This is a genomic window from Micromonospora sp. NPDC047730 (assembly GCF_043204765.1).
In the GTDB taxonomy this organism is placed as follows: Bacteria; Actinomycetota; Actinomycetes; order Mycobacteriales; family Micromonosporaceae; genus Micromonospora.
On the sequence record NZ_JBIDCU010000011.1, the window covers coordinates 150,224 to 175,074 of the forward strand.

Consider the following 24,851-nt stretch of genomic DNA (forward strand, 5'->3'; position numbering starts at 1 on the left):
GGCCGACCCGGCGTATGCTGCGGCGACGGCCGGATGGCGGCCGACGGCACCGTGGGAGGAGACGTGACCGGCCCGTCCGAGCCGTCGCGCGTCGACCCGGACGTCGACCTTCGGGTCCCGGCCGACCGCGACGAACTCACCGCGCACCCGGCGGCGGTGCTCGCCGCCGTCTCCGCCGGGGGTGTGCTCGGCGCGCTGGCCCGGGCCGGCCTGCAGGCCGCCGTCCCGCACTCCCCCGCCACGTTCGGCTGGGCCACCTTCTGCGTCAACGTGAGCGGGTGCCTGCTGATCGGTGTCCTGATGGCGGTGCTCGGCCACGTCGGCGGCGGCCGACCGCTGGCCCGCCCGTTCCTCGGCGTGGGCGTGCTCGGCGGGTACACGACCTTCTCCACCTACGCGGTCGACGCGCACCAGGCGCTGCTCGCCGGCGCCCCCGGCACCGCGCTGGCCGCCCTCGGCGCCACGCTGGTCGGCGCGCTGCTCGCGGTCTGGGCCGGCGAGGCCGCCGCCGGGCGGCTGCTCGCCCGGAGCGGCCGTTGACCGCCCTGCTCGTGGCGCTCGGCGCGGCGCTCGGCGCCCCGCTGCGCTACCTCACCGACCGGGCCGTGCAGGCCCGCTTCGGCACCGGGTTCCCGTGGGGCACGCTGACGGTCAACGTAGTCGGGTCGCTGCTGCTCGGTGCGGTCACCGGCCTGCCGGCGGACCCCGCACTCACGGCGCTGGTCGGCACCGGCTTCTGCGGGGCGCTGACCACCTGGTCCACGCTGAGCTACGAGACGCTGCGGCTGGCCCGGGCGGGACGGCGGCACGCCGCGCTGGCCAACATGGCCCTCAGCGTCGCCGCCGGCCTCGCCGCGGCCACCGCCGGCTACGCCCTCGCCCGCGCGGCCACCGGCTGACCGGCCGCCATGCCGGTCTCCCGCAGCCGCACCACCGGTCCGAGCACGAACACCGCCGGCGGCCGGACGTCCTCCCGCGCGGCCAACCCGCCCACCTCGTCCAGCCGGGACGACCAGGTGCGCTGCTCCGGCTGGCCGCCGTCGGCCACGACGAGCACGGGGGTGTCCGGGGCGCGGCCGTGCTCCACCAGCACCGCCGCGATCTTGGCGATGGTGTCCACCGCCATCAGCAGCACCACGGTGCCCCGGGACCGGCCCAGCGCCACCCAGTCCACCAGGGAGTCGGGGTGCCCCGGCGGCAGGTGCCCGGAGACGACGGTGACGTCGTGGGCGACGCCCCGGTGGGTGACCGGGACGCCGGCCAGGGCCGGCACGGCCAGCGCGCTGCTCACCCCGGGAACCAGCACGGTCTCGACCCCGGCCGCGGCGCACGCCTGGACCTCCTCGTGGCCCCGGCCGAAGACGTACGGGTCGCCGCCCTTGAGCCGGACCACGCGCTTGCCCGCGCGGGCGTACGCGATCAGGGTGTCGTTGATGGTGTCCTGCGGCATCGACGGCCCGCGCGGCACCTTGGCGGCGTCGACCACCACCACGTCCGGGCGCAGCCCGGTGAGCAGCCCGCGCGGGGCGAGCCGGTCGGCGACCACCACGTCGGCGCTGTCCAGCAGGGCCTTCCCCCGTACGGTGATCAGGTCGTCGGGGCCGGGGCCGCCGCCCACGACCGCGACCTGTCCCGGGCGCAGGCCGGGCCGCTGGTCGCGGTGGTGGTGACGGCCACCGTGGTGGTGGTCCCCGTGCTGGTGGTGGTCCCCGTGATGGTGGTGGCCGTGGCCGTCGACCGGGTCGTCGGGGTGGTCGTGCGGGGTCTGCGGCCGGCCCACCTTGTCGGCGAAGCCCGGCATCAGCACCCGGTACGCGCAGGTGTCGCAGTTCATCCGGATGTCGCCGCGGCGCGCCTCGGCGTGCCGTTCGAGGACGAGGTCGGCGAGGGCGTCGCAGTCGCCGATCAGGTCGGCCACCCGCACGTCCAGCTCGGGGTGGGCGGCGGCGAAGTCGGCCGACTGGGCGACGATCCGGTCGGGCAGCACGCCGGCGAAGAGGAAGTACGGCGCGACGACGATGCGCCGCGCGCCGAGCCGGCGCAGCCGGTCCAGCACCGCCGGCACCGACGGCTCCGCGAGCGAGATGAAGCCCGGCTCGACGCCGGCGTAGCCGCGCCCCTCCCAGAGCAGCCGGGCCACCTTGGCCACCTCGGCGTTGGCGTCCGGGTCGGTGGAGCCGCGCCCGATCAGCGCCACCCAGGTGCCGGCCCGATCGGCGCCGGCCAGCGCGGCGTCGATCCGCTGCTCCAGAGCGGTGTGCAGCAGCGGGTGCGGGCCCAGCGGCCGGCCGTAGGCGTAGCTGAGCCCGGGGTGGCGCTGCCGCTCGCGGGCCAGCGCGGCGGGGATGTCGCCCTTGCCGTGGCCGGCGGCGGTCAGCACCAGCGGCAGCGCCACCAGCGACCGGTGTCCCCGGTCGACGAGCGCGCCCACCGCGTCGGTCAGCGGCGGCCGGGACAGCTCGATGAAGCCGCCCTCGACGTCGCCGACGGCGCCGGCGGCGCGCCGGCGGACCCGCTCCACGAACGCCACAAACTGGTCGACCCCGGCCGCGCTGCGCGTGCCGTGCCCGACGATGACCAGAGCGATCATTGCTCCTCCTCCACGTACAGCAGGGCGTTGAGGGCGGCGGCGGCGACCGCCGAGCCGCCCTTCTCGCCCCGGTTGGACACCCCGGGTAGGCCGCTGGCCCGCAGCGCCGCCTTCGACTCGGCGGCGCCCACGAAGCCCACCGGCAGCCCGACGACCAGCGCCGGCCGGGCGTCCAGGGTGATCAGTTCCTCCAGCGCGGTCGGTGCGCAGCCGACCACCCACACCGCGCCGGGGCCGACCCGCTCCAGGGCGAGCCGCACCGCCGCCGCCGACCGGGTGATCCCGGCCGCGCGGGCCAGGTCGGCGGCGGCCGGCTCGGCGACCGGGCAGACGCTCCGCCGACCGGTGATGCCGGCGGCCACCATCGCCACGTCGGTGACCACCGGCGCGCCCGCGCGCAGGGCGGCCAGCCCGCCGGCCAGGGCCGCCTCGTCGCAGACCAGGTCGGTGACGTAGTCGAGGTCGGCGCTGGCGTGCACCACCCGCTCGGTGACGGCCCGGGTCAGCGGCGGCAGGTGCGCGAGGTCCACCCGGGAGCGCAGGATCCGGTACGACTCCCGCTCGATGGGGTGCACGGCCCGGCTCACGGCCGCACCGCCCCGGCACCGTAGCGCTCGTCGTAGCGGCGCAGCTTCCACAGCGCCACCGCGCCGGCCCAGGCGAACACGAAGAGCGCCACGACGGCGTACCCGAGCTGCTCGAAGTGGTCGGCGATCCCCGCGTACCAGGACAGCGCCGACAGCCCGAGGTGGTCGACCAGCAGGCCGGCGGCGTAGACGCTGGCGACCAGGCCGCCGACCAGCACCGTCACCGCCGTGGTGGCCAGGTTGTAGTAGAGCCGCCGGGCCGGGTGCCGGTACGCCCACGAGTAGGCGCGGCTCATCAGCAGGCTGTCGGCGGTGTCCATGGCGGACATCCCGGCGGCGAAGAGCAGCGGCAGGGTGAGCAGGGCGAGCACGGGCAGCCCGCCGGCGGCGGCGGTGCTCGCCGACAGGGCGAGCAGGGTCACCTCGCTGGCGGTCTCCAGGCCGAGGCCGAAGAGGAACCCGACCGGCGCCATGTGCCAGGAGGAGCGCACCAGCGCGCGGGCCCGGGAGCCGAGCACCCGCTGCACCAGCCCCCGGTTGAGCAGGTGCAGGTCCAGCTCGCGCTCGTCCAGGTCGCCGTGGCGCAGCCGCCGCCACAGCCGCGCCAGGCCGGCCAGCACCGCCGCGTTGAGCACCGCGACCAGGGCGAGGAACAGCGTGGCGGTGAGGATCGCGACGGTCGCGCCCACCTCGCGGGCCTCGGCCAGCCCGGGGCCGGCGAGGTTGGCCGAGGCGAGGCCGACGACCAGCGCCAGCAGCAGCACCACCCCGCTGTGCCCGAGGGCGAAGAAGAAGCCGACGCCGACCGGGCGCCGACCGCGCAGCAGCATCAGCCGGGTGGTGTCGTCGATCGCCGCGATGTGGTCGGCGTCGAAGGCGTGCCGCACCCCGAGCAGGTACGCCAGCGTGCCGGCCCCGGCGAGGCCGCCGGCCGCGGCGGGCTGGTTGTTCCAGTACAGGTAGAGACTCCAGCCGGCGACGTGCAGCACGGCGACGGCGAGCACGATGCCGCCGAGGCGTACCCGCTCGGCGCGGCTCCACCGGCCGGCCGGGGGTGCGGCGCTGACCGCGGTCGGGCTCATCGGCTTCCTCCACGTTCGTCGGTGCCGGTGGCGCGGATGGCGTCCACCGGGCAGATCTCCAGGCATTCCAGGCAGCCGGTGCAGCGGTCCGCGCGGACGGCGAGGCCGCCGGGCACCGGTCGGATGGCGTGCGTCGGGCAGGTGAGCAGGCAGGCGCCGCAGCCCTGGCAGGCGCCGATGGTCACCGCCGCCACCGGTACCCCCGAGGGGTGACCATCCGGCCGGCGACCACCCGGGTCTGGCTGCTGCCCACCACCACGACGCTGTACATGTCGACCAGCGCCGGGTCGAGGTCGGCCAGGGTGGCCAGGTGCACCCGCTCGTCGGGTCGGCTGGCGTTGCGCACCACCCCGACCGGGGTGTCCGGCGGCCGGTGCGCGGCGAAGACCTCCAGCGCCGCGCCGAGCTGCCAGTCGCGGGCGCGGCTGCGCGGGTTGTAGAGCAGCGCCACGAAGTCGCCCTCGGCCGCGGCGGCCACCCGGCGCGCGATGACCTCCCACGGGGTGTGCAGGTCGGACAGGCTCAGGTAGGCGTGGTCGTGGCCGAGCGGCGCGCCGAGCAGGGCGCCGGCGGCGAGGGCGGCCGTCACCCCGGGCACCCCGACCACGTCGATCCGCTCGTCGGCGTACTCCAGGGCGGGGCTGGCCATCGCGTACACGCCGGCGTCGCCGGAGCCGACCAGCGCGACGGCGTGACCGGCCACGGCCTCGGTGACGGCGGCACGGGCCCGTTCCTCCTCGGCGCCCAGGCCGCTGGCGAGCACCCGGGTGCCGGGGCGGAGCAGGTCGCGGACCTGGTCGACGTACTGGTCGAGGCCGACGACCACGGCGGCGCGGCGCAGCTCGGCCACCGCGCGGGCGGTGCGCAGGTCGGGCGCGCCGGGCCCGAGGCCGACGATCGCCAGCCGGCCGCGCGGGGCGTGCCGGGCGACCGCCACGGTGGCCATGGCCGTCGCGGTCTTCGGCACCAGCAGCGCGGCGTCGCCGCCGAGCAGCGCCGCCGCCTCGGCGACGCTGGGGGTGCCGACGGCGGCGCGGACCACCTCGCTGGGGTGCGGCACGTCGACCGCCGCCAGCTCCGCCGCCGGATGCGTCACCAGGGGTACGCCGAGCGCGTCGGCGGTCGCCCGAATGCCCGCCTCGTCGGCCTTGATGTCGGCGCTGGCCAGGTGCCGCAGGCTGGCCGGGCTGAGGCCGGCCTCGGCGAGCACCCGGTCCAGCAGGCCGCGCACCTCGGCGGCGGGCACACCCCGGCTGGCCCCCACGCCGGCGACCAGCGACGGAGGCCGCAGCACGGCCGTCCGGTCGTCGAGCGGCACCACCCGGTCGCTGACCAGCAGCCGGTACCCGCCGACCGTCGGCCCGGCCGGCGCGGAGCCGGCTTCGACCCGCTCGCCGGGCGGGACCGGGCCGGCCGGCGGGGCGGACCCGGCCGGCTCGACCGGTCCGGACGGCGCCGGGGCGGGGCGCACGTTGTCGGGCAGGGCGGGCAGCGGCCAGGCGGCGTCGGCGACGAGGGTGACCGGCTCGCCGTCGAGGATGGCGCGGCTGACGGCGGCGACGGCGCCCTCGACGGGCCAGCCGAGCGTGTCCAGCCCGGGCATGCCGACGGCGTCGGTGGCGGTGGTGACCACCGGCCGCGCGTCGAGCGCCGCGCCGACCCGCCCGGCGAGGTCGTTGGCGCCCCCGGCGTGCCCGCCGAGCAGCGCGACCGCGTGCCGGGCCGCCTCGTCGACCACCACCACGGCCGGGTCGGTGTGCTTGTCGCCGAGCAGCGGCGCGAGGATGCGCACCACCGCCCCGGTGGCCAGGAACGCCACCACCGCGTCGCACTCGGCCCAGGCGGCGCGCAGCGCGTCCGCGACGGTGTCCGCCGTGACCAGGCGGGCGTGCGGCCAGGCGTCGGCGAGGGTGCGGGCGTGCCGCCGCCCGGCAGCGGTGGCGGCGACCAGGCCGATCCGGGTCGGCTGGTCCGTGGCGGTGGGCGGGTGGTTCACGGGCGCTCCCCGGTGAGGACGACCACCGGGTTGGTGGCCGCGAGTCGGATGGATCCGCCGGGCAGGTCGGCGAGGCGGGCGGCGGAGAGCTGGACGCCCTCCACGGCGTAGCCGCCGGCGCGCAGCAGCCCGACCGCCGGGGCGACCCGGTCGACGGCGGCGAGGGTCACCACCACCCGGTCCGGCCGGCGGTGCGCCACGGCGGCGAGCACGTCGGTGCCGCCACCCCCGACGAAGACGGCGTCCGGGTCGGACAGCCCGTGCAGCGCCCCGGGGGCGGCGCCGACCACCACCCTGACGTCGACGCCGTGCCGGGCGGCGTTGGCGCGCACCGGCGCCGTCGGGTCGCGGTCGACGGCGACCACGGCCGCGCCGAGCAGGGCGCACTCGATGCCGACCGAGCCGCTGCCCGCGCCGACGTCCCAGACCAGTCGGCCGAGGCGGGGGCGCAGCCGGGCCACGGCGAGGGCGCGTACCTCCGACTTGGTGATCATCGAGTCGCGGTGCGCGTAGGCGGACTCGGGCAGCGCCCACCCGCCGGCCGGCGCGGCGGCCGGCTGGTTGTCCGCCCGCATCCCGGCGGCCCCGGGCTCCCCGGCGAGGCTGAGCAGCACGTGCGGGTCGGCCCAGACGCGGGCGGCGGCCGCCTCGGGGGTGGTCTCGGTGAGCCGCTCGGCGTCGGTGCCGAGGTGCTCGGCTACGACCAGCCGGCGGGCCCAGCCGACCAGACCGGCGCCCAGCTCGGCGGCCCCGGCGCCGGGCGCGGTGAGCACCGCGACGGCGGGCAGCGCCCGGCAGGCGTTCAGCGCCGGTCGCGGGTCCCGGCCGTGGGCGGTGACCACGGCCGCGCCGTCCCAGGGCAGCCCGGCGCGGGCGAACGCGGCGGCCACGCTGGACACGGCCGGCAGCACCCGCAGCGGCAGCCCGGCCGCCCGCAGCCGCCGGACGACGCCGAACAGCCCGGGATCCCCGCTGGCCAGCACGACCGCCTCCGTTCCGGCGGCGACGGCGGCGGCCAGCCGGTCCAGCGCCGGCGCGAGCGGCCCGAGGGCGACGGTGTCGGCGCCGGCCGGCAGGCGTACGGCGGCCAGGTGCCGGGCCGCGCCCACCACCAGCCGGGCCCCGGCGAGCGCGGGCGCGGCGGCGGGGTGCGGCGGCCCCCCTCCGGCGTCGATCCCCACCACGGTCACGGCCGGCCCGGCGCCCCCGGCGGGCGGGCTCCCGGTCACGCCGCCCACCGGCCCGACGAGGCGACGACCCGGTCGCCCGCGAAGTCGACCATCGCCACGTCGACGGTGACCGCGTTCCCGGCGAACCGGAGCAGCACCTGGCGTACCCGCCGGCAGAGCAGGTCACCGGCGGCGCCGAGCAACCCGGCGGCCTCCCACAACTCGTACGCGTGCCGCCCGGTGTTCGCCGCGGCGACCGCCGCCACCAGGTCGGGGTCGCCGCCCGCCTCGGCGGTGACGTCGCCGAGCAGGGACAGGTCCACCTTGGACCGCGTGTAGTGGGTCATCAGGATGCCGGCGGCGAGCTTCGCCAGCTTGCCGGCCATGCCGACGAAGACCACCCCGGTCATCCGGTCGCCGACGGCGGCGGTGACCGCCGCGCCGGTGAAGTCGCCGACCTCGACGAAGCACACCTCGGGCAGCTCCGGCAGCAGCGCGCGGGCGGCCCGCTCGGTGCGCCCGCCGGTGCACAGCACCACCGTCCGCTCCCCCTGGGCGGCCATCACGTGCACCGCCTGCACCACGCTGGCCCGCCAGGAGGCGGTGGAGAACGGCCGCACGATGCCGGTGGTGCCGAGGATGGAGATGCCGCCGAGGATGCCGAGCCGCCGGTTGGTGGTCTTGCGGGCCATGATCTCGCCGCGCGGCACGCTGACCACCACGCGGACGCCCACCTCGGCCAGGTCGACCACCTCGGCGACGGCCTGGCCGATCATCCGGCGCGGGGTCTCGTTGATCGCCGGCCCGCCGACGGGCAGCCCGAGTCCCGGCCTCGTGACCGTGCCGACGCCCGGCCCGCCGTCGAGCCGCAGCCCGGGCACGTCCCGCCAGCCGACGGTGACGGTCAGCTCGGCGCCGTGCGTGACGTCGGGGTCGTCGCCGGCGTCCTTGACCACCACTGCCTCCGCCGACGTGCCGGCGTGGACCTCGCAGCGGGCCACCGGGAAGCGGACCCGGCGGCCGGCGGGCAGACCGATCTCCACCTCCCGCTGCGGCACGCCGGTGACCAGGGCGGTCACCGCCGCCTTCGCCGCCGCCGTCGCGCAGGCGCCGGTGGTCCAGCCCGTGCGCAGCGCGGTGGGCCGGACCTTCGCCGTACGCGGCAGGTCCGGCTCGCGCAGCGGCGGCTCGGCGTACGTCATCCGGTGTGCCCGTCCCCCGCCGTCCCGCCGGTGGCCCGGGCGCGGCGCAGGTCGGCGCGGGCGGCCGGCTCGGCCCGCCGGAACGTGTGGAAGTGCCCGGGGTGGTAGAGGTGCGAGCGGGTGCCGGCGGCGGCGAGCGCCGGGCCGACCAGGAAGAGGGTGTGCTTCCAGAGCTTGTGCTCCTTGACCGTGGCCTCCAGGTCGCCGAGGGCGCACCGCACCACCAGTTCGTCCGGCCAGGTCGCCTGGTACGCCACCACGACCGGGGTGTCGGGCGGGTAGCCGCCGGCCAGCAGCTCGGCCTGCGCCTGCCCGGAGCGGGCGGCGGAGAGGAACAGTGCCATGGTGGTGCCGTGCCGGGCGAACTCGCGGACCCGCTCGCCCGGCGGCATCGGGGTCTTGCCGCCCTCCAGCCGGGTCAGGATCACCGACTGGGCGACCTCGGGGATGGTGAGTTCCCGGCCGACGATCGCCGCGACGGCGGTGAACGACGAGACGCCCGGGACGATCTCGACGGCCAGCCCGAGCGCCCGGCACAGGTCGAGCTGCTCCTGCACCGCGCCCCACAGCGCCGGGTCGCCGGAGTGGATCCGCGCCACGGTCAGCCCCTCGGCGGCGGCCCGCCGGTAGAGCGGCAGCACCCCCTCGATCGGCAGCCGCGACGAGTCGACGATCTCCGCGTCGGGGCGGGCGTGGGCGAGCACGTCGGCGTGCACCAGGCTGGCCGCCCAGACCACCACGTCGGCCGCGCCGATCACCCGGGCGGCGCGCAGGGTCAGCAGGTCGGCCGCGCCGGGGCCGGCCCCGACGAACCACACCTTGCCCGTGCTGGTCGGCCCGCCGTCGTCGGCGCGGTCCGCGGTCGGCGCGGTGGTCACAGCTTTCCTCCTCTACGGTCCCGGCGGGCCGGGACCAGCAGCGTCGACAGGTACGGCAGGTCGTCGGCGGCGTCGGCGACGGGGCCGATCCGCTCGTCGGGCAGCCCGAGGCCCCGGCCCAGCACCGCGTCGCCGAGGCGGCCCTGCCGGCGCAGCTCGGCGACCAGATCGGCGTGCCGCCGCCAGCCCTTGTAGGCCACGACGGTGCCGGGGCCGGCGAGCGCGTCGGCGAAGAGCGCCAGCCCGGCGGTGGCCGGCAACAGGGTCAGCGGCTCCCGGCCCTCGCAGAGCGGGACGCCGCTGCGCGCCGCCAGGTCCTGCATGGCGGTGATCCCGGGGACCGTGCGCACCTCGACCGCCGGGCGGCGGGCGCGGACGGTCTGCGCCAGGTAGCCGAAGGTGGAGTAGACGTTCGGGTCGCCGATGGTGGCGAAGGCGACGGCGCGGGCGCCGCCGTCGACCGCGTCCACCACGGCCCGCGCGGCGTCGTCCCAAGCCCGTTCCCGGCGCGCGGTCACCCCGCCCCGGTCGTCCAGGGCGAACGGCAGCCGGCGCAGCCGGTCCGGCGCGACGTGCGCGGCCACGGTGGTCTCGGCCCGCCCGGGCGGCGCGTCGCCGTCCGCGGCGAGGCGGTCCAGCACCGGTACGAACACGAGGTCGGCCTCGGCCAGCACCCGGACCGCCCGGAGGGTGAGCAGTTCCGGGTCGCCGGGACCGACCCCCACCCCGGTCAGCGTGGCGGTGGGGGCGTCCCCGCCCGGCGTCCCGCCGCGCGCGCTCACCGGCTCGCCGCCGTCGTGCCCGGCCACCCGCTCGCCGTGCTCCTGCGCGCTCACCGGCTCGCCGCCTCGACCAGGCGGCGGGCGGCGTGCGGGTGCCCGGCCCAGTGGGTGTGCAGGTAGGAGGCGTGCACCCGGCCGGCGACGAAGCCGTGGTCGGCGCCGTCCCAGCGCCACGCCGGCCGGTCACCGTGCCCCGGGTCGGTGGCGGTGCGGTGGAACTCGTGGCCGCGTACCGGGTCGCCGGGGCGGTGCAGCGGGGAGCCGGTGACGGCGACGGCGTCCCGGTAGCCGAGGGTGAGCCGGTCGGTCATCCGGGCGGTGAGGTCGAGCCGGCCGCACATGGGTACGCCGTCGAGGGACCGGCCGAGGTAGAGCAGCCCGGCGCACTCGGCGACGACCGGGCCGTCGAAGCCGGCCAGCTCGGCGCGGAGCGTGGCGTTGTCGGCGAGCTGCGGCGCGTACGCCTCGGGGAAGCCGCCGCCGACGACCACCGCGCGGGTGCCGGCGGGCAGGCCGGCGTCGCGCAGCGGGTCGAAGGGAACGACGGCGGCGCCGGCGCCGGCGAGCAGCTCGGCGGTCTCGGCGTAGGAGAAGGTGAAGGCGGGCCCGCCGGCGACCGCGACCACCGGGCGCTCGCCGCCGGCGGGGCCGCCGACGGCGGCGGCCGGGTCCCAGGCGGGCGCGGTCAGCGGCCCGGCGGTGCGGGCCAGGTCGAGCACCGCGTCGAGGTCCACGGTGGACGCCACGAGGTCGGCGAGGGCGGCCACGATGGCCAGCGACTCCGGCGCCCGCTCGGCGACGGGCACCAGCCCGAGGTGACGAGCCGGGGCGGCGACCTCGGCGGCGCGGCTGACCGCCCCGAGCACCGGCACGTCCACCTCGGCGAGGGCGTCGCGCAGCAGGGACTCGTGCCGGGGCGAGCCGACCCGGTTGAGGATCACCCCGCCGATCCGCACGCCGGGGTCGAACGCGGCCATGCCCAGGGCGAGCGCGGCGGCGGAACGGCCCTGCGCGGTGGTGTCCAGCACCAGCAGCACCGGCGCGTCGACGAGCCGGGCGACGTGCGCGGTGGAGGCGTACCCGCGGCGGCCGACCGCGCCGTCGTGCAGCCCCATCACCCCCTCGACCACGGCGATGTCGGCCGGCGTCGGGGTGGCGGCGCCGTGCCGCAGCAGCGGCGCGATCCGCTCCTCGCCGACCAGCCACGGGTCGAGGTTGCGGCCGGGGCGACCGGCGGCGAGCGCGTGGTAGCCGGGGTCGATGTAGTCCGGGCCGACCTTGTGCGGGCTGACGGCCAGGCCACGGCGGCGCAGCGCGGCGAGCAGCCCGGTGGCGACGGTGGTCTTGCCGTGCCCGCTGGCGGGTGCGGCGACCACCACCCGGGGCAGCGCCCACGGCTCGACCGTCACCACTCGATGCCCTTCTGGCCCTTCTGGCCGGCGTCCATCGGGTGCTTGACCTTCGTCAGCTCGGCGACCAGGTCGGCGGCGTCGACCAGGCGCGGGTCGGCGTCGCGGCCGGTGATCACGACATGCTGGAACCCGGGGCGGTTCGCGAGGGTGTCGACCACCTCGTCGACGTCCACCCAGCCCCACTTCATCGGATAGGTGAACTCGTCGAGCACGTACAGGCCGTAGCGCTCGGCGGCCAGGTCGCGCTGGATCTGCCGCCAGCCCTCCAGCGCGTCGGCGGCGTGGTCGGCCTCGCCGCCGCGCTGGATCCAGGACCAGCCCTCGCCCATCTTGTGCCAGGCCACCGGGGCGCCCTGCCCGGTGCGCTCGTGCACCTCGCCGAGGGCGCGGAAGGCGTTCTCCTCGCCCACCCGCCACTTGGCGCTCTTGACGAACTGGAACACCCCGATCGGCAGCCCGGCGGTCCAGGCGCGCAGCGCCAGCCCGAACGCGGCGGTCGACTTCCCCTTCATCTGCCCGGTGTGAACGACGAGCAGCGGCCGGTTGCGCCGCTGCCGCGTCGTCAACCCGTCGGCGGGCACGTGGGACGGCTTCCCCTGCGGCATCAGGCAACACTCCTGTTCTGCGCCACGGCGACGGCGATGGTGGCGGCGTTGACGGCGGTGGAGGCGGCGGCAGTGACGATCTTGGAAGGGGAGGGCCCCTCGGGGGGCCGCTTCCTGCCAAGATCTGCGGCGGACCGCCCGCGAGGGGACTCCGGCGCGGGTGTCGGTCGGCCGGCCGCGAGGGTGGTGAGGGGGGCGGTGGCGACCTCGTCGAGCCGGTGGTGGTCGGCGCCGAGTTGGGCGGCGAGGCGGCGGGCCAGGCCGAGGCGGACGGGGCCGCTCTCGCAGTCCACGACGACGCAGGGGGCGCCGGTGGCGGCGAGCACGGCCGCCGCGCGGGCCGACCGGTCGAGCGGGCGCCCCCCGGCGGTGGCCCGGCCGTCGGTGACGACCAGCACCAGGGGGCGGCGCTTCGGGTCGCGCAGCCGCTCCACCCGCAGCAGGTCGGCGGCGGCGAGCAGCCCCTCGGCCAGCGGCGTGCGCCCGCCGGTGGGCAGCTCGGCCAGCCGCGTCGAGGCCGCGAGCACCGAGGAGGTGGCCGGCAGCAGGGTCTGCGCGGCGGCTCCCCGGAAGGCGACCACCGCGACCTTGTCCCGGCGCTGGTAGGCGTCGGTGAGCAGGGCGAGCACGGCACCCTTGACGGCGGCCATCCGCGCCTGGGCACCCATCGAGCCGCTGGCGTCGACCACGAAGAGCACCAGGTTGCCCTCGCGTCCCTCACGGACGGCCTCGCGGACGTCGTCGGGACGCAACCGCAGCGGCCCGGCGACGCGCCCCCGGGCGCCCTGGTGCGGGGCGGCGGCCCGCAGGGTCGCCGGCAGGTGCAGCACCCCGGCCCGGCCGGCCGGCACCCGCGCCCCGGTGGTGCGGCCCCGCCCGGTGCGGGCACGGGAGCGTCGGCCGGGCACCCCGTCGCCGATCCCGGGCGCGGTGAGCAGCCGCGCCCTGAGCCCCTGCCGGGGTACGGCCACCGCCTGCCCACCGGCGCCGGGCCGGCCGTCCGCCGAGCCGGTCGGCCCGGGCCCACCGCCGTCGACCGGGCCTCCGTCGGCCGGGCTGGCCCGGTCGTCGTCGTACCGTCCCTGCGCCGGGTCGCCGCTGGCGGGCTCCGGGCCGTCGCCGCCGTCCCCGCCGGCGGCGTCGCCGTGCCCGGGGCCCGGCTCGTCGCGACCGGCCGGCGGTGTCCCGCCGGATCCGCCGTCGTCCGGGGTTCGCCCGGGGCCGCCCGGGCCGCCGTCCGGGCCGGGACCGTCGGGCCCGCCGGACGGGCCGTCGCCGGGACCGCCGGGACCACCCGGGTCGTCGTCGGGGTCGTCGTCGCCGGCCCGGTCCAGGGCCTCGTCGAGGCGCTTCTCGTCCAGTCCGGGCGTGTCGAACGGATCCCGGCGGCGGCGGTGCGGCAGCGCCAGCCGGGCGGCGACGCGGACGTCCTCCACCGTGACCACGTCCCGGCCGTGCCAGGCGGCGTGCGCCAGCGCGGTGCGGGCGGTGACGATGTCGGCGCGCATGCCGTCCACGTCGAACGCCGCGCACACCTCGGCGATCCGGCGCAGCGCGGCGTCGGGCAGCAGCACCCGCTCCAGCCGCTGCCGGGCGGCCGCGACCCGGCGGGCGACCTGCGCGTCGGCGTCGGCCCAGCGGGCGGCGAAGCCGGCCGGGTCGGCGTCGGCGGCGAGCCGCCGGCGGACCACCTCGACGCGTACGGCGGGGTCGCGGCTGGCCCCGACCTCCACGGTCAGCCCGAACCGGTCCAGCAGCTGTGGGCGCAGCTCCCCCTCCTCCGGGTTCATCGTGCCGACCAGCAGGAACCGGGACGCGTGGCTGACCGAGACGCCCTCCCGCTCCACGTGGCAACGGCCCATCGCCGCGGCGTCGAGGAGCAGGTCGACCAGGTGGTCGTGGAGCAGGTTGACCTCGTCGACGTAGAGCACGCCGCGGTGGGCGGCGGCGAGCAGGCCCGGCTCGAAGGCGCGGACGCCCTCGCCGAGCGCCTTCTCCAAGTCGAGCGAGCCGACCACCCGGTCCTCGGCCGCGCCGACCGGCAGCTCCACCAGCCGGGCGGGACGCCGCTCGGCCGCCGGCGCGTCGGGGTGCGGGCCGTCCGGGCAGGACGGGTCGGGGGCGGCCGGGTCGCAGGCGAAGCGGCAGCCGGCCACCCGCTCCACGGGCGGCAGCAGCGCGGCCAGGGCCCGCACGGCCGTCGACTTGGCGGTGCCCTTCTCGCCGCGGACGAGCACCCCGCCGATCGCCGGGGAAACCGCGTTGAGCAGCAGGGCGAGCCGCATGTCGTCCATGCCCAGCACCGCGCTGAACGGGTAGGTGGTCACTGTGTCGTTTTCCGTTCGCGACTGCGGGGCTCGCAGGACCGGCTCACTCCTCGCGCTCACTGCCGGTCCTCCAGGTCGCCCTCGCTGGCCAGGTACGTCTCGCGGAGCCGGTCCAGGGTGGTCGGCTCGGGCTCGGCCCACAGGCCCCGGTCGGCCGCCTCGAGCAGCCGCTCGGTGATGCCGCGCAGCGCCCACGGGTTCGACTGCTCCAGGAACTCCCGGGTGGTCTCGTCGAAGACGTACGCGGCGGCCAGGTGCTCGTACATCCAGTCGTCGACGACGCCGGCGGTGGCGTCGTAGCCGAACAGGTAGTCCACGGTGGCGGCCAGCTCGAACGCGCCCTTGTAGCCGTGCCGGCGCATCGCGGCGATCCACTTCGGGTTGACCACCCGGGCCCGGAACACCCGCCGGGTCTCCTCGCCGAGGGTGCGGGTACGCACGTCGTGCGGCATCGCCGAGTCGCCCACGTACGCGGCCGGGGCGGCGCCGGTGAGGTGACGGACCATCGCCACCATCCCGCCGTGGTACTGGAAGTAGTCGTCGGAGTCGACGATGTCGTGCTCGCGGGTGTCCTGGTTCTTCACCGCCACCGCGATCCGGGCGAAGGAGCGTTCCATGTCGGCGCGCGCCTCCCGCCCGTCCAGCCCCCGGCCGTAGGCGTAGCCGCCCCAGACGGCGTACACCTCGGCGAGGTCGGCGTCGCTGCGCCAGTTGCGGGAGTCGATCAGCGGCAGCAGCCCGGCCCCGTACGCGCCCGGCTTGGAGCCGAAGACGCGGGCGGTGGCCCGCCGCTCGTCGCCGTGCTCGGCGAGGTCGGCGGCGACGTGCGCGCGGACGAAGTTCTGCTCGGCGGGCTCCTCCAGGGCGGCGACCAACCGCACCGCGTCGTCGATGAGCGCGACCACGTGCGGGAAGGCGTCCCGGAAGAAGCCGGAGATCCGCACGGTGACGTCGACGCGGGGGCGGCCCAGCTCGGCCGGCGGCACCACCTCCACGCCGGTGACCCGGCGGGAGCGGTCGTCCCAGGTGGGACGGCAGCCGAGCAGCGCGAGCACCTCGGCGACGTCGTCGCCCTGGGTGCGCATGGCGCTGGTGCCCCAGACGGTCAGGCCGACGGAGCGCGGGTACTCGCCGGTGTCGGCGAGGTGCCGGGCGAGCAGCGAGTCGGCCAGGGCCACCCCGACATCCCAGGCGTTGCGGCTGGGGATCGCCTTGGGGTCGACGGAGTAGAAGTTCCGGCCGGTGGGGAGCACGTTGACCAGGCCCCGGGTGGGCGAGCCGGACGGGCCGGGCGGCACGAACCGCCCGTCGAGCGCACCCACCACCCGGTCGATCTCGTCGGTCGTACGGTCCAGCCGGGGCACCAGCTCGGTGGCGGCGAAGCGGAGCACGGCGGCGGCGTCCGGGACGGCCCGGCCGGTGACCTCCTCGACCACGGCGTCGACCTTGTCGGCGTCCCAGCCGAGGGTCTCCATGCCGACGACCAGCCGGCGCGCGAGGGCCTCGATCAGGTCGACGGCGTCGGCGGCGGTGCCGGCCGGCCCGTCGACGGTGTCGGTCAGCGCCTCGGGCAGCGCCAGCCGCTGGCCCGGCGCGGCGAGCAGCTCCTGCTCGTCGAGCCCGTACGCGGCGGCGAGGGCCTGGCGCAGGCCGGGCAGGGCACGGGCGCCGCCCCAGACCTGCGGGGCGCGCAGCACGGCGAGGACGAGGTTGACCCGGGGCTCGCCGGTGGGCGCGGCGGCGAGGATGTGCAGGCCGTCGCGGATCTGCACGTCCTTGACCTCGCAGAGGTACCCGTCGAGGTGCAGCACGAAGTCGTCGAAGTCCTCGGCGGCCGGCATGTCCTCGGCGTGCAGGTCGTGGTGCAGCTCCGCGGCGCGCACCAGGGCCCAGATCTGCGCCTGCACGGTGGGCACCTTGGCGGGGTCGAGCGCCTGCACGGTGGCGTACTCGTCGAGGAGTTGCTCCAGCTTCGCCAGGTCGCCGTACGTCTCGGCGCGGGCCATCGGCGGCACCAGGTGGTCGACGACGACGGCGTGCGCGCGGCGCTTGGCCTGGGTGCCCTCGCCGGGGTCGTTGACGATGAACGGGTAGACCAGCGGCAGGTCGCCGAGGACGGCGTCGGGGGCGCAGTCGGCGGCCAGCCCGAGGCCCTTGCCGGGCAGCCACTCCAGGGTGCCGTGCTTGCCCAGGTGCACCACCGCGTCCGCGCCGAAGCCGCCGTCGGTGGCGGGCGCGGCCAGCCAGCGGTACGCGGCCAGGTAGTGGTGGCTCGGCGGCAGGTCCGGGTCGTGGTAGATGGCGATCGGGTTCTCGCCGAAGCCGCGCGGCGGCTGGATCAGCAGCACCACGTTGCCGAAGCGCAGCCCGGCCAGCACGATGTCCCCGCCGTCGGTGTAGAGCCCGCCGGGCGGCTCCCCCCAGTGGGCGAGCATCCGCTCCCGCAGCTCCGCCGGCGCCTGGTCGAACCAGCGCCGGTACGTCGCCCCGGGCACCCGCGCCTCGGCGGCGGCGAGCTGTTCCGGGGTGAGCCACTCGACGTCGTGCCCCCCGGCGGCGATGAGGGCGTGGATGAGCGCGTCCCCGTCGTCGGGCACGGGGGCGTCGCCGAGGTGGTAGCCGGCCTCGGCGAGGGCGGCGAGCAGCCGGACCGCCGAGGCCGGGGTGTCCAGGCCGACGGCGTTGCCGACCCGGGAGTGCTTCGTCGGGTAGGAGCTGAGCACGACCGCGAGCCGCTTGTCGGCGTTGGGCACGTGCCGCAGCCGGGCGTGCCGCACGGCGATGCCGGCCACCCGGGCGGCCCGCTCCGGGTCGGCGACGTAGCTGGAGAGCCCGTCGGCGTCGATCCGCTTGAACGAGAACGGCACGGTGACGATCCGGCCGTCGAACTCGGGGATGGCCACCTGCATCGCGGCGTCCAGCGGGGACAGTCCGGCGTCGCTGCCGGCCCACTGCTCGCGGGTGCTGGTGAGGCAGAGCGCCTGGATCACCGGCACGTCGAGGGCGGCGAGCGCGCCCACGTCCCAGGCGTCCTCGTCGCCCCCGCCGGAGGCGTCGGCGGCGACCGTGCCGCCGGCGGCGAGCACGGTGACCAGCAGGGCGTCGCAGCGGCCGAAGAGCCCCAGCGGTCCCGCGCCGGCGGTGAGGCCGCGCAACGAGCCGCAGAAGATCGGCAGCGGGTTGCCGCCGGCCGCGTCGACGGCGTCGGCGAGGGCGTCGACGAAGCCGGTGTTGCCGGCGAGGGCGTGCGCCCGGTAGAAGACGATCCCGACGGTCGGCCGGTCGGGCCGCACGGGCCGGTCGCCGTGGACGCCGTACGTCGGGGTGGGCGCGGGCGGGGCGAACCCCTCGCCGGTGAGCAGCACCGTGTCGGAGAGGAACCGGGCGAGCTGGGCGAGGTTCTCGGGGCCGCCCTCGACCAGGTAGGCCAGCGCCTGGGTGGCCACTCCGGCGGGGACGGTGGAGGCCGCCATCAGCTCCGCGTCCGGCAGGGCCTCGCCGCTGAGCACGACCGTGGGCACGCCGGAGGCCAGCACCGTGGCGAGCCCGTCCGGCCACGCCTGCCGGCCGCCGAGCAGGCGTACGACCGCGAGGTCCACGCCGTCGAGCAGCGCGGGCACGGCGTCGGCGGCGACCCGGGCGGGGTTGGCGAGTCGGTAGTCGGCGCCGCTGGCGCGGGCGGCGAGCAGGTCGGTGTCGGCGGTGGACAGCAGCAGGATGCGCACGGACGGCTCCGGAGAGTGACGCCCGGATCGACGCGAGGACGATCGGGCGGTACGAGGGGTGGGCGCGGTTCAGCGGGTACGGCGGGCCGGGAAGCGGCTCACCGGCGGGCCGACGGGGTCGGGCGGCGCGGTGCGGGCGTCAGGGACGGGCGACGCGCCCGACCGCTGCGGGGCGACCGGGGGCGGGCACACCACGGTCGGCCGGACGCGCGCCGCGGCGGCCGGACGGGGCTGCGGAAATACGGCTGCTCGCCGGCGCGCTGTGGCGGCCGGGCACGATGCGACGATGATCGTCGATGGCGGAGACGCGGTGCGTCATCGGGTCCTCCTCGGGTGTCCACGCCCTGGGGTCACTCCCGACGGCCGAAGTATCCTGGCTCCCGGATCGACGCTCACCCCCGGTCTTCCAACCGCGCACGCACGGCCGTGACTCACGAGGGGGGATCGCTCCCCGGTGACAGTGGCGGGACCGCGCCGGAATCACACCGGCTTCCTTCACTGCCGTCAGGCCGCGAATGCTGCCACACCCCCGGTCCCCGGGTCAACGCGACGGGATCGGAGGCCGACCCCGCCGGGCCGTCGCGACGGCCAGGGCCAACGTCGACAGGACCAGGACCCGGCCCACGTCGGCGGCGGCGATGATCTCCCGGGCTGCCCTGCGGTCGGCGAGCGCTCCGGCGAACAGGCCGGTGACCAACCAGGGCAGGAACTGCGCCGCGGCCACGGCGGCCACCGCCACCGGGTCGTCGCTCAGCGCGGCGGCGAGGAGCGGGAACGCCGCCACGCGGATGCCGTCGCCCAGGTTGGCCAGGGCGGCGGCGCTCCAGAATGTCCAGAAGGGACGGCCCAGGGCCGACGACCGGTCAGCCATGCCGGACACCCTACCGCCCGCCCCGTCCCCCCGGGTGGCGCCGCCAGGCAGGGGCGGCCGACGACAGCTGCCCGGCACGGACGGGCGGGACGCGCGCTCCTGACCTCGGGGACAGCCGTCGAGCTTCCAGCACCTACGATCGGGCGCCAGTCCGCCGCGTCGTCCGGAATCCAGGGAGTTGTGCGCCATGGCCGCCGTAACGTTCCAGCACCTCGCCGGTCGGGTCTGGCTCTGCCCGGGTGATCCGGACCCGGAAGCCGTCCAGGCCGGCGTCGCCCTGGTCGCCGACGACCGGGGCAGCGTGCTGGTCGACGCAGGGCAGAGCCCCGCGCACGCCCGGGAGATCCGGTCCGCGCTGGCTGCCGCCGGGCTGCCCCCGCCCCGCTGGCTGGTCTACACGCACCACCACTGGGACCACGTCTGGGGCGCCTGCGCCTGGCCCGGCGTGGAGATCGTCGGCCACGTCGCCGGCGAGCGGCTGCTGCGTGCGGAGGCGGCCCGGCCGTGGAGCCATCGGTACCTGCGGGAGCAGGTGCGGGCGAATCCGCGGCTCGGCCCGAGTTTCCGGGCCCGGGCGCTGGCGGTCGACTCGTGGGACGGCTTCGCGGTGCTGCCGCCGACCCGGACCTTCACCGACGAGTTGGAGCTGCCGGTCGGCGTGCGGGTGCGGCACGTCGGGGGCGCCCACGCGCCGGACTCGACGGTGGTGGCGGTGCCGGACTCGGGCGTGCTGCTGCTCGGCGACTGCTTCTATCCGCCGCCGGCGCACCTGCGCACCCCCGAGGACCGGCCCGACCTCGCCCTGGTACGCCGGCTGCTGGCCGACGACGTCCACTGGTACGTCGCGAGCCACCAGCCGCCGATGACGCTGGACGAGGCACGCGCGGCGGTCGCCGCCGGGCGGTGACGCCACGGCGGCGCCACGGTCAGCGGACGCGGCGCTCCGGGTGGGCCCGGTTCCAGGCCCGCATCCGCTCCGGGTAGCCGGTGCGGGCGGCCTCGTACAGCGGCACCGCGTGCTTGCGGGCGATCGACCCGGCGGCGCGCGGCGAGCCGGTGCGGCGGCGGATCCACTCGCCGTCGTGGGCGATCGCCACCACGGTGGTGTCGGTCGCCGTGGTCTCCGGCTCCAGGTAGAACTCCACGCCCCGGCGGCTGGTGACGAACGCCTCCAGCGCGGCCAGGTCCTCGCGGGTCGCCTCGCGGTCGAGCTTCGTGGGGGCCGCGTCGGTGCCGCGCGACCGTCGACTGAACCAGCCCATCCCCCCGCTCCTCTCCTCGGCGTCCTCCCAGTGCAGCACCGTTTCCTGGGAGGCGGCTGCGAGCCGGGTGTGAGTGCCCTGCGGATGTGCCGCGTCAGCGGGCCGGCGGGCGGGTGGCCGGCACCAGGGCCAGGGTGGGCAGCAGCAGCACCGGCACCACGAGCAGGGCGGGCAGCGTGCCGACCCGGTCGCCGAGCAGGCCGAGCAGCGGCGGGCCGGCGAGGAACGCCGTGTAGCCGATCACGGCGACCACGCTGACCCGGGCCGGCGCCTGCCGCTCGTCGTCGGCCGCCGCGCTCATCCCCACCGGGAAGCCCAGCGACGCGCCGAGCCCCCAGAGCGCGACGCCGGCGACCGCCACCGGCCCGGAGCCGGCGAGCACCGCCACGCCCGCGCCGACGGTGGCGAGCAGGATCGTGGCCGACAGGACGGGCACGCGGCCCCACCGGTCCAGCGCGACGGTGCCCGCCGTGCGGCCCAGGGTCATGCCGACGACGAAGACCCCGAACACGGCCGCGCCGGCCGCCTCGCTGAGGCCGTGGCCGTCGATGAAGGCGACGGCGAGCCAGTCGTTGGCGCTGCCCTCGGCGAACGCCGACACCAGCACCAGCAGGCCGATGAGCAGCGTGCGCGGCTCCCGCCAGGCGGCGAGCAGGTCGCGGCGGCGCTCGGCCGGGGCGGCCGAAGCGGCGGCGGTGCCGCTCTCGGCCGCCGGCAGGAACGACCGGACGGCCAGCAGCGTGCCGCAGAACACCGCCGCCGCCAGCGCGGCGAGGTGCGCGGCGACCGGCAGGCCGAGGCGGGCGGCCCCCGCGCCGAGCCCGGCGCCCGCCACGGAGCCGAGGCTCCACGCGGCGTGGAAGCGGGGCATGATCGTGCGTCCGAGCCGCCGCTCGACCGCCGCGCCCTCGACGTTCATGGCGACGTCGCAGATGCCGGAGCCGTAGCCGAACGCGCACAACCCGACCGCGACCCCGACCAGGGAACCGGCCGGGGCGGCGACCCCGGCCACGGTCAGCCCGGCCGCGACGAGCAGGCAGCCGAGGGCCACCGTGCGGGCCGCCCCGAGCCGCTGGGCCACCAGGCCGGCGGTGGGCATCGCGAGCAGCGAACCGGCGGACATGGCGAGCAGGAGCAGCCCGAGCCGGCCCGCGCTGAGCCCCAGCGCGTCCCGGACGGCGGGCACCCGGGAGAACCAGGTGGCGACGGCCAGGCCGTTGAGCGCGAACACCACCGCCACGCCGGTACGGGCGGCCAGCACCGCCCGGGGTACGGCCGGGGTCGGCGCGGCGGGCGCGGCGGTGGTGCGGCTCACGGTGGCGTCCTCTCGCCTCGGGCGGTCTGCCGCACGATCCCACACCTGAGAGCGCTGCCAGGACAACGCCTTCCCACCCTTACCGGCGCCGGCCCGCGAGAGAGATGATGCGCATCGACCGTCCGCGCCGGGGACGGCGACCACGGGGAGGACAGGCATGACGACGACTGGCCGACCGCCCACACTCGACGACGTCGCCCGGGCGGCGGGCGTCTCCCGGGCCACCGCCTCGCGGGTGATCGCCGGCACCGGCTACGCCTCGCCCACCGCCCGCGACCGGGTCACCGCCGCCGCCGACCGGCTCGGGTACGCACCGAACCTGGCCGCCCGCGCGCTGGTCCGGGGCACCGGGGTGCGGCTGGTGGTCGTGGTCTCCGGCGTCGCCCCGACCGTTCTCGACGACCCGTACGTCGACCGGGTGGTCGGGGCGACCGCCCGGGTCTGCGCGCCGTACGGGCTCGGGGTCGCGCTGCACTGGCTCCCGAGGCGCGAGCCGGCCGGGCTGCGCCGGCTGGCCGAGGACCGCGGCGTCGGCGGGATCATCCTGGTCAACACCACCGAGGCGGTGCTCCGGGCGGTCCCGGCGGCGCTGCGCGGCCGGGTGGCCTCGATCGGCATCGGCTCCGCCCTCGTACCCGCCTTCGACGTGGACAACGGCGGCGGCACGGAGGCCGTGGTCCGGCACCTGTACGCCACCGGCCGCCGCCGCATCGCGATGGTGACCGGCCCCCGCTGGCTGTCCTGCGCCGGCCGGTCGGTGGGCGCGTACCGCCGGGTGGTGCGCGACGCGGGCCTGCCGGTGCGGCTGGTGCCGGGGGATTTCAGCGCGGACCGGGGCCGGGCGGCGGCCCGGGAGGTGTTGGCGCGCTGGCCGGACACGGACGCGATCGTCGGGATCAGCGACGCGACCGCGCTGGGGCTGATCGACGGGCTGCGCGGCGACGGCGTCCAGGTGCCCGGGGACGTCGCCGTCACCGGCTTCGACGACATCCCGCTCGCCGCGATGACCACCCCCGCGCTGACCACGGCGACGCACCCGGTGGGGCAGATCGCCACGGCGGCGGCGACCGCCGTGCTGGCCGGACGGCCGGTGCCGCCGGCGACGGTGTTCCCGTCCCGGCTGGTCCGCCGGGTCAGCGGATGAGCCGGTCGCGGCCAGCGCCTCCCGTCCGGTGTCCGGCGTGCCCGGGCCGGCGCGCCCTCGGCCGGCAGGGGTCGCTGGTCGCGCCGGAGGCGGCCCGGCAGGGTTAACCCCGGGGCAGCGGGGTAACCGCTGGCGCACCCCCGCCGAGGACGAGGAGCGGTGATCCCGTGGCCGAACCCGCCGCGCCGCACCGGCAGCCGGAGGAGAACCCACGGCACGGCCGGCTCACCGCGCGTCCGGCGCCGCCCGTCACCCGGGCGGCCACCGGCATGGTGACGCTGACCGACGCCGACGGCGGGCCGCTGGCGATGGTGTACGCCCCGGAGCCGGTCGACGGCCGGCCGTACCGGCTGGTGCTGCTGCTGCACGGGGCCGGCGGCTCGGCCCGGCAGGGCGTGGACCTGCTGCTGCCGGTCGCCGACGCGCACCAACTGCTGCTGGTGGCCCCGCAGGCGGCGTCGAGCAGCTGGGACCTGATCGTGGAGGGCTTCGGGGTGGACGTCCGACGGATCGACGGGCTGCTGGCCACGGCCTTCGCCGGTTACCCCGTCGGGCAGGTGGCGTTCGGCGGGTTCTCCGACGGCGCCTCGTACGCCCTCTCGCTGGGCCTGACCAACGGCGACCTGGTCGACGCGGTGGTGGCCTTCTCCCCCGGCTTCGCCGCGCCGCTGGTCACCCACGGCCGACCCCGCGTCTACGTCTCGCACGGCGCCGACGACCCGGTCCTGCCGGTCGACGTGTGCAGCCGCCGCCTGGTGCCCCGGCTGCGTTCGCTCGGCTACGACGTCACCTACGACGAGTTCCCGGGCCCGCACGAGGTGCCCGCCGACATCCGCCACCGCGCCGCCGACTGGCTGACGATCGCAGACTGACCCGGTCGGTCCACGCCTGAGACGCCGGACGACGCATGCCCGCCGGCGCCATGCGCGCTCGTCTACGCTCGCGGGATGGATCCGCTCACCGGGCTGCTCGACGGGCCGCGGGCCCGGGGCGCCTTCCTGCTCCGGTCGCTGCTGGATCCCCCGTTCGCGCTGCGCATCGAGGACCGCGCCCCGCTGACCGTGGTCGCCCTGGTCGGGGGCGCGGCCTGGGTGGTGCCCGACGACGGCGCGCCCGTCGCGCTGGGGCCGGGCGACGTGGCGGTGCTGCGCGGGCCCGACGGCTATCTCGTGGCGGACGACCCGGCCACCCCGCCGCAGGTGGTCATCCATCCCGGGCAGCGGTGCACCACGCTGCGCGGGGAGCCGCTGGCCGAGACGATGTCGCTGGGCGTACGCACCTGGGGCACGGGCTCGGACGGCGCGACCGTGCTGCTGACCGGCACCTACCAGCTTCCCGGGGAGCTGAGCCGACGGCTGCTCACCGCCCTGCCGCCGCTGCTCGTGGTCGGGGGCGAGGAGTGGCGCAGCCCGCTGGTGCCCCTGCTCGCCGAGGAGGTCACCCGGGACGCGCCCGGCCAGGGGGCGGTCCTGGACCGGTTGCTCGACCTGCTGCTGATCGCCGCGCTGCGCACCTGGTTCGCCCGCCCCGGCGCCGCGCCCGCCTGGTACGTCGCCGCCGCCGATCCGGTGGTCGGCCCGGCGCTGCGGCTGCTCCAGAACGACCCGGCCCGGCCGTGGACGGTCGCCTCCCTCGCGGCCGAGGTGGGCGTCTCCCGGGCGGCGCTGGCCCGCCGGTTCACCGAGTTGGTCGGCGAGCCGCCGATGACGTTCCTGACCGGGTGGCGGCTGGCGCTCGCCGCCGACCTGCTCCGCGAGCCGGACGCCACCCTGGGGGCGGTCGCCCGCAAGGTCGGCTACGGCAGCCCGTTCGCGCTGAGCACGGCGTTCCGCCGGGTCCGCGGGGTCACCCCGCGCGACCACCGCCTCGCCGCGTCCTGACCGCCCGCCTCCCCGCCCGGCCGG

At 77.7% G+C, this 24,851-nt stretch carries 19 protein-coding genes, 3 pseudogenes and 1 riboswitch; of the genes and pseudogenes, 6 read left to right on the forward strand and 16 right to left on the reverse strand.

Translation table 11 applies throughout. The annotated features are described in order from the left end of the window. Positions 1 to 33 precede the first annotated feature (33 nt). Together ACGF5G_RS24015 and crcB are read left to right on the forward strand one after the other, a co-directional pair. Positions 34 to 540 carry a fluoride efflux transporter FluC gene (locus tag ACGF5G_RS24015; protein ID WP_393266363.1) on the forward strand — a complete coding sequence of 169 codons (507 nt, stop codon included), beginning with the start codon at positions 34 to 36 and terminating at the stop codon, positions 538 to 540. Further along, positions 537 to 899: a fluoride efflux transporter CrcB gene (gene crcB, locus ACGF5G_RS24020; protein ID WP_393266365.1), complete on the forward strand. Its 363-nt coding sequence runs from the start codon at positions 537 to 539 to the stop codon at positions 897 to 899. The genes ACGF5G_RS24015 and crcB overlap by 4 nt, the downstream gene beginning before the upstream one ends. Here crcB and cobA read toward each other — a convergent pair. The 14 genes and pseudogenes from cobA to ACGF5G_RS24090 form a co-directional block, all read right to left on the reverse strand. Then, complete coding sequence (gene cobA, locus ACGF5G_RS24025) at positions 869 to 2,590, reverse strand: uroporphyrinogen-III C-methyltransferase (protein WP_393266367.1); 1,722 nt, start codon at positions 2,588 to 2,590, stop codon at positions 869 to 871. The two genes, crcB and cobA, sit on opposite strands and share 31 nt — an antisense overlap. Continuing rightward, complete coding sequence (locus ACGF5G_RS24030) at positions 2,587 to 3,177, reverse strand: precorrin-8X methylmutase (RefSeq protein ID WP_393266369.1); 591 nt, start codon at positions 3,175 to 3,177, stop codon at positions 2,587 to 2,589. Before ACGF5G_RS24030 ends, cobA begins: the two co-directional genes overlap by 4 nt. Next, on the reverse strand, positions 3,174 to 4,181 hold the full coding sequence (locus ACGF5G_RS24035; RefSeq protein WP_393266598.1) for a HoxN/HupN/NixA family nickel/cobalt transporter: 1,008 nt from the start codon (positions 4,179 to 4,181) through the stop codon (positions 3,174 to 3,176). Before ACGF5G_RS24035 ends, ACGF5G_RS24030 begins: the two co-directional genes overlap by 4 nt. Before the next feature lie 48 nt (positions 4,182 to 4,229). Continuing rightward, positions 4,230 to 4,453, reverse strand: a pseudogene (locus ACGF5G_RS24040) (DUF362 domain-containing protein); the annotation flags it as partial. Beyond that, a complete protein-coding gene (gene cobJ, locus ACGF5G_RS24045; RefSeq protein WP_393266372.1) occupies positions 4,441 to 6,255 on the reverse strand; it encodes a precorrin-3B C(17)-methyltransferase in 1,815 nt (604 codons plus the stop codon). The gene cobJ and the pseudogene ACGF5G_RS24040, both read right to left, overlap by 13 nt. Beyond that, the gene (gene cbiE, locus ACGF5G_RS24050; protein WP_393266374.1) at positions 6,252 to 7,493 is read right to left on the reverse strand and encodes a precorrin-6y C5,15-methyltransferase (decarboxylating) subunit CbiE; all 1,242 of its coding nucleotides are present in this window, start codon (positions 7,491 to 7,493) and stop codon (positions 6,252 to 6,254) included. The genes cobJ and cbiE overlap by 4 nt, the downstream gene beginning before the upstream one ends. Continuing rightward, complete coding sequence (locus ACGF5G_RS24055; RefSeq protein ID WP_393266375.1) at positions 7,481 to 8,626, reverse strand: cobalt-precorrin-5B (C(1))-methyltransferase; 1,146 nt, start codon at positions 8,624 to 8,626, stop codon at positions 7,481 to 7,483. The genes cbiE and ACGF5G_RS24055 overlap by 13 nt, the downstream gene beginning before the upstream one ends. Beyond that, positions 8,623 to 9,504 carry a precorrin-4 C(11)-methyltransferase gene (gene cobM, locus ACGF5G_RS24060; RefSeq protein ID WP_393266376.1) on the reverse strand — a complete coding sequence of 294 codons (882 nt, stop codon included), beginning with the start codon at positions 9,502 to 9,504 and terminating at the stop codon, positions 8,623 to 8,625. The genes ACGF5G_RS24055 and cobM overlap by 4 nt, the downstream gene beginning before the upstream one ends. Then, the gene (gene cobI / locus ACGF5G_RS24065; protein WP_393266601.1) at positions 9,501 to 10,286 is read right to left on the reverse strand and encodes a precorrin-2 C(20)-methyltransferase; all 786 of its coding nucleotides are present in this window, start codon (positions 10,284 to 10,286) and stop codon (positions 9,501 to 9,503) included. Before cobI ends, cobM begins: the two co-directional genes overlap by 4 nt. Positions 10,287 to 10,336: 50 nt before the next feature. Beyond that, complete coding sequence (locus tag ACGF5G_RS24070; RefSeq protein ID WP_393266378.1) at positions 10,337 to 11,695, reverse strand: cobyrinate a,c-diamide synthase; 1,359 nt, start codon at positions 11,693 to 11,695, stop codon at positions 10,337 to 10,339. Then, positions 11,692 to 12,303, reverse strand: coding sequence for a cob(I)yrinic acid a,c-diamide adenosyltransferase (gene cobO, locus ACGF5G_RS24075; RefSeq protein WP_091095266.1), 612 nt, complete (start codon positions 12,301 to 12,303; stop codon positions 11,692 to 11,694). The genes ACGF5G_RS24070 and cobO overlap by 4 nt, the downstream gene beginning before the upstream one ends. A gap of 176 nt (positions 12,304 to 12,479) precedes the next feature. Then, positions 12,480 to 14,690: pseudogene (locus ACGF5G_RS24080) on the reverse strand (VWA domain-containing protein); the annotation flags it as partial. Then, positions 14,687 to 18,355 carry a cobaltochelatase subunit CobN gene (gene cobN, locus ACGF5G_RS24085; RefSeq protein WP_393266381.1) on the reverse strand — a complete coding sequence of 1,223 codons (3,669 nt, stop codon included), beginning with the start codon at positions 18,353 to 18,355 and terminating at the stop codon, positions 14,687 to 14,689. The gene cobN and the pseudogene ACGF5G_RS24080, both read right to left, overlap by 4 nt. A 366-nt stretch (positions 18,356 to 18,721) precedes the next feature. Continuing rightward, positions 18,722 to 18,851, reverse strand: a riboswitch (cobalamin riboswitch). An 84-nt stretch (positions 18,852 to 18,935) separates the two neighbouring features. After that, positions 18,936 to 19,226: pseudogene (locus ACGF5G_RS24090) on the reverse strand (MFS transporter); the annotation flags it as partial. A 187-nt stretch (positions 19,227 to 19,413) separates the two neighbouring features. On the opposite strand from ACGF5G_RS24090, the gene ACGF5G_RS24095 reads away from it, so the two are divergent. Then, entirely contained in the window at positions 19,414 to 20,133 is a 720-nt protein-coding gene (locus ACGF5G_RS24095) for an MBL fold metallo-hydrolase (protein ID WP_393266383.1), read from the forward strand. 19 nt (positions 20,134 to 20,152) lie between these two features. Here ACGF5G_RS24095 and ACGF5G_RS24100 read toward each other — a convergent pair whose 3' ends face one another. Together ACGF5G_RS24100 and ACGF5G_RS24105 are read right to left on the reverse strand one after the other, a co-directional pair. Next, positions 20,153 to 20,488, reverse strand: a complete 336-nt coding sequence (locus ACGF5G_RS24100; protein ID WP_357460044.1) for a hypothetical protein — start codon at positions 20,486 to 20,488, stop codon at positions 20,153 to 20,155. 94 nt (positions 20,489 to 20,582) lie between these two features. Further along, complete coding sequence (locus ACGF5G_RS24105; protein WP_393266386.1) at positions 20,583 to 21,803, reverse strand: MFS transporter; 1,221 nt, start codon at positions 21,801 to 21,803, stop codon at positions 20,583 to 20,585. A 157-nt stretch (positions 21,804 to 21,960) separates the two neighbouring features. On the opposite strand from ACGF5G_RS24105, the gene ACGF5G_RS24110 reads away from it, so the two are divergent. The 3 genes from ACGF5G_RS24110 (at position 21,961) to ACGF5G_RS24120 (ending at position 24,827) form a co-directional block, all read left to right on the forward strand. Further along, positions 21,961 to 22,947 (forward strand): LacI family DNA-binding transcriptional regulator, encoded by a 987-nt coding sequence (locus ACGF5G_RS24110; RefSeq protein WP_393266388.1) that lies wholly within the window; start codon positions 21,961 to 21,963, stop codon positions 22,945 to 22,947. 167 nt (positions 22,948 to 23,114) lie between these two features. Beyond that, complete coding sequence (locus ACGF5G_RS24115) at positions 23,115 to 23,819, forward strand: phospholipase (protein ID WP_357700535.1); 705 nt, start codon at positions 23,115 to 23,117, stop codon at positions 23,817 to 23,819. A gap of 75 nt (positions 23,820 to 23,894) precedes the next feature. Continuing rightward, a complete protein-coding gene (locus tag ACGF5G_RS24120) occupies positions 23,895 to 24,827 on the forward strand; it encodes an AraC family transcriptional regulator (RefSeq protein WP_393266391.1) in 933 nt (310 codons plus the stop codon). Positions 24,828 to 24,851: the final 24 nt, after the last annotated feature.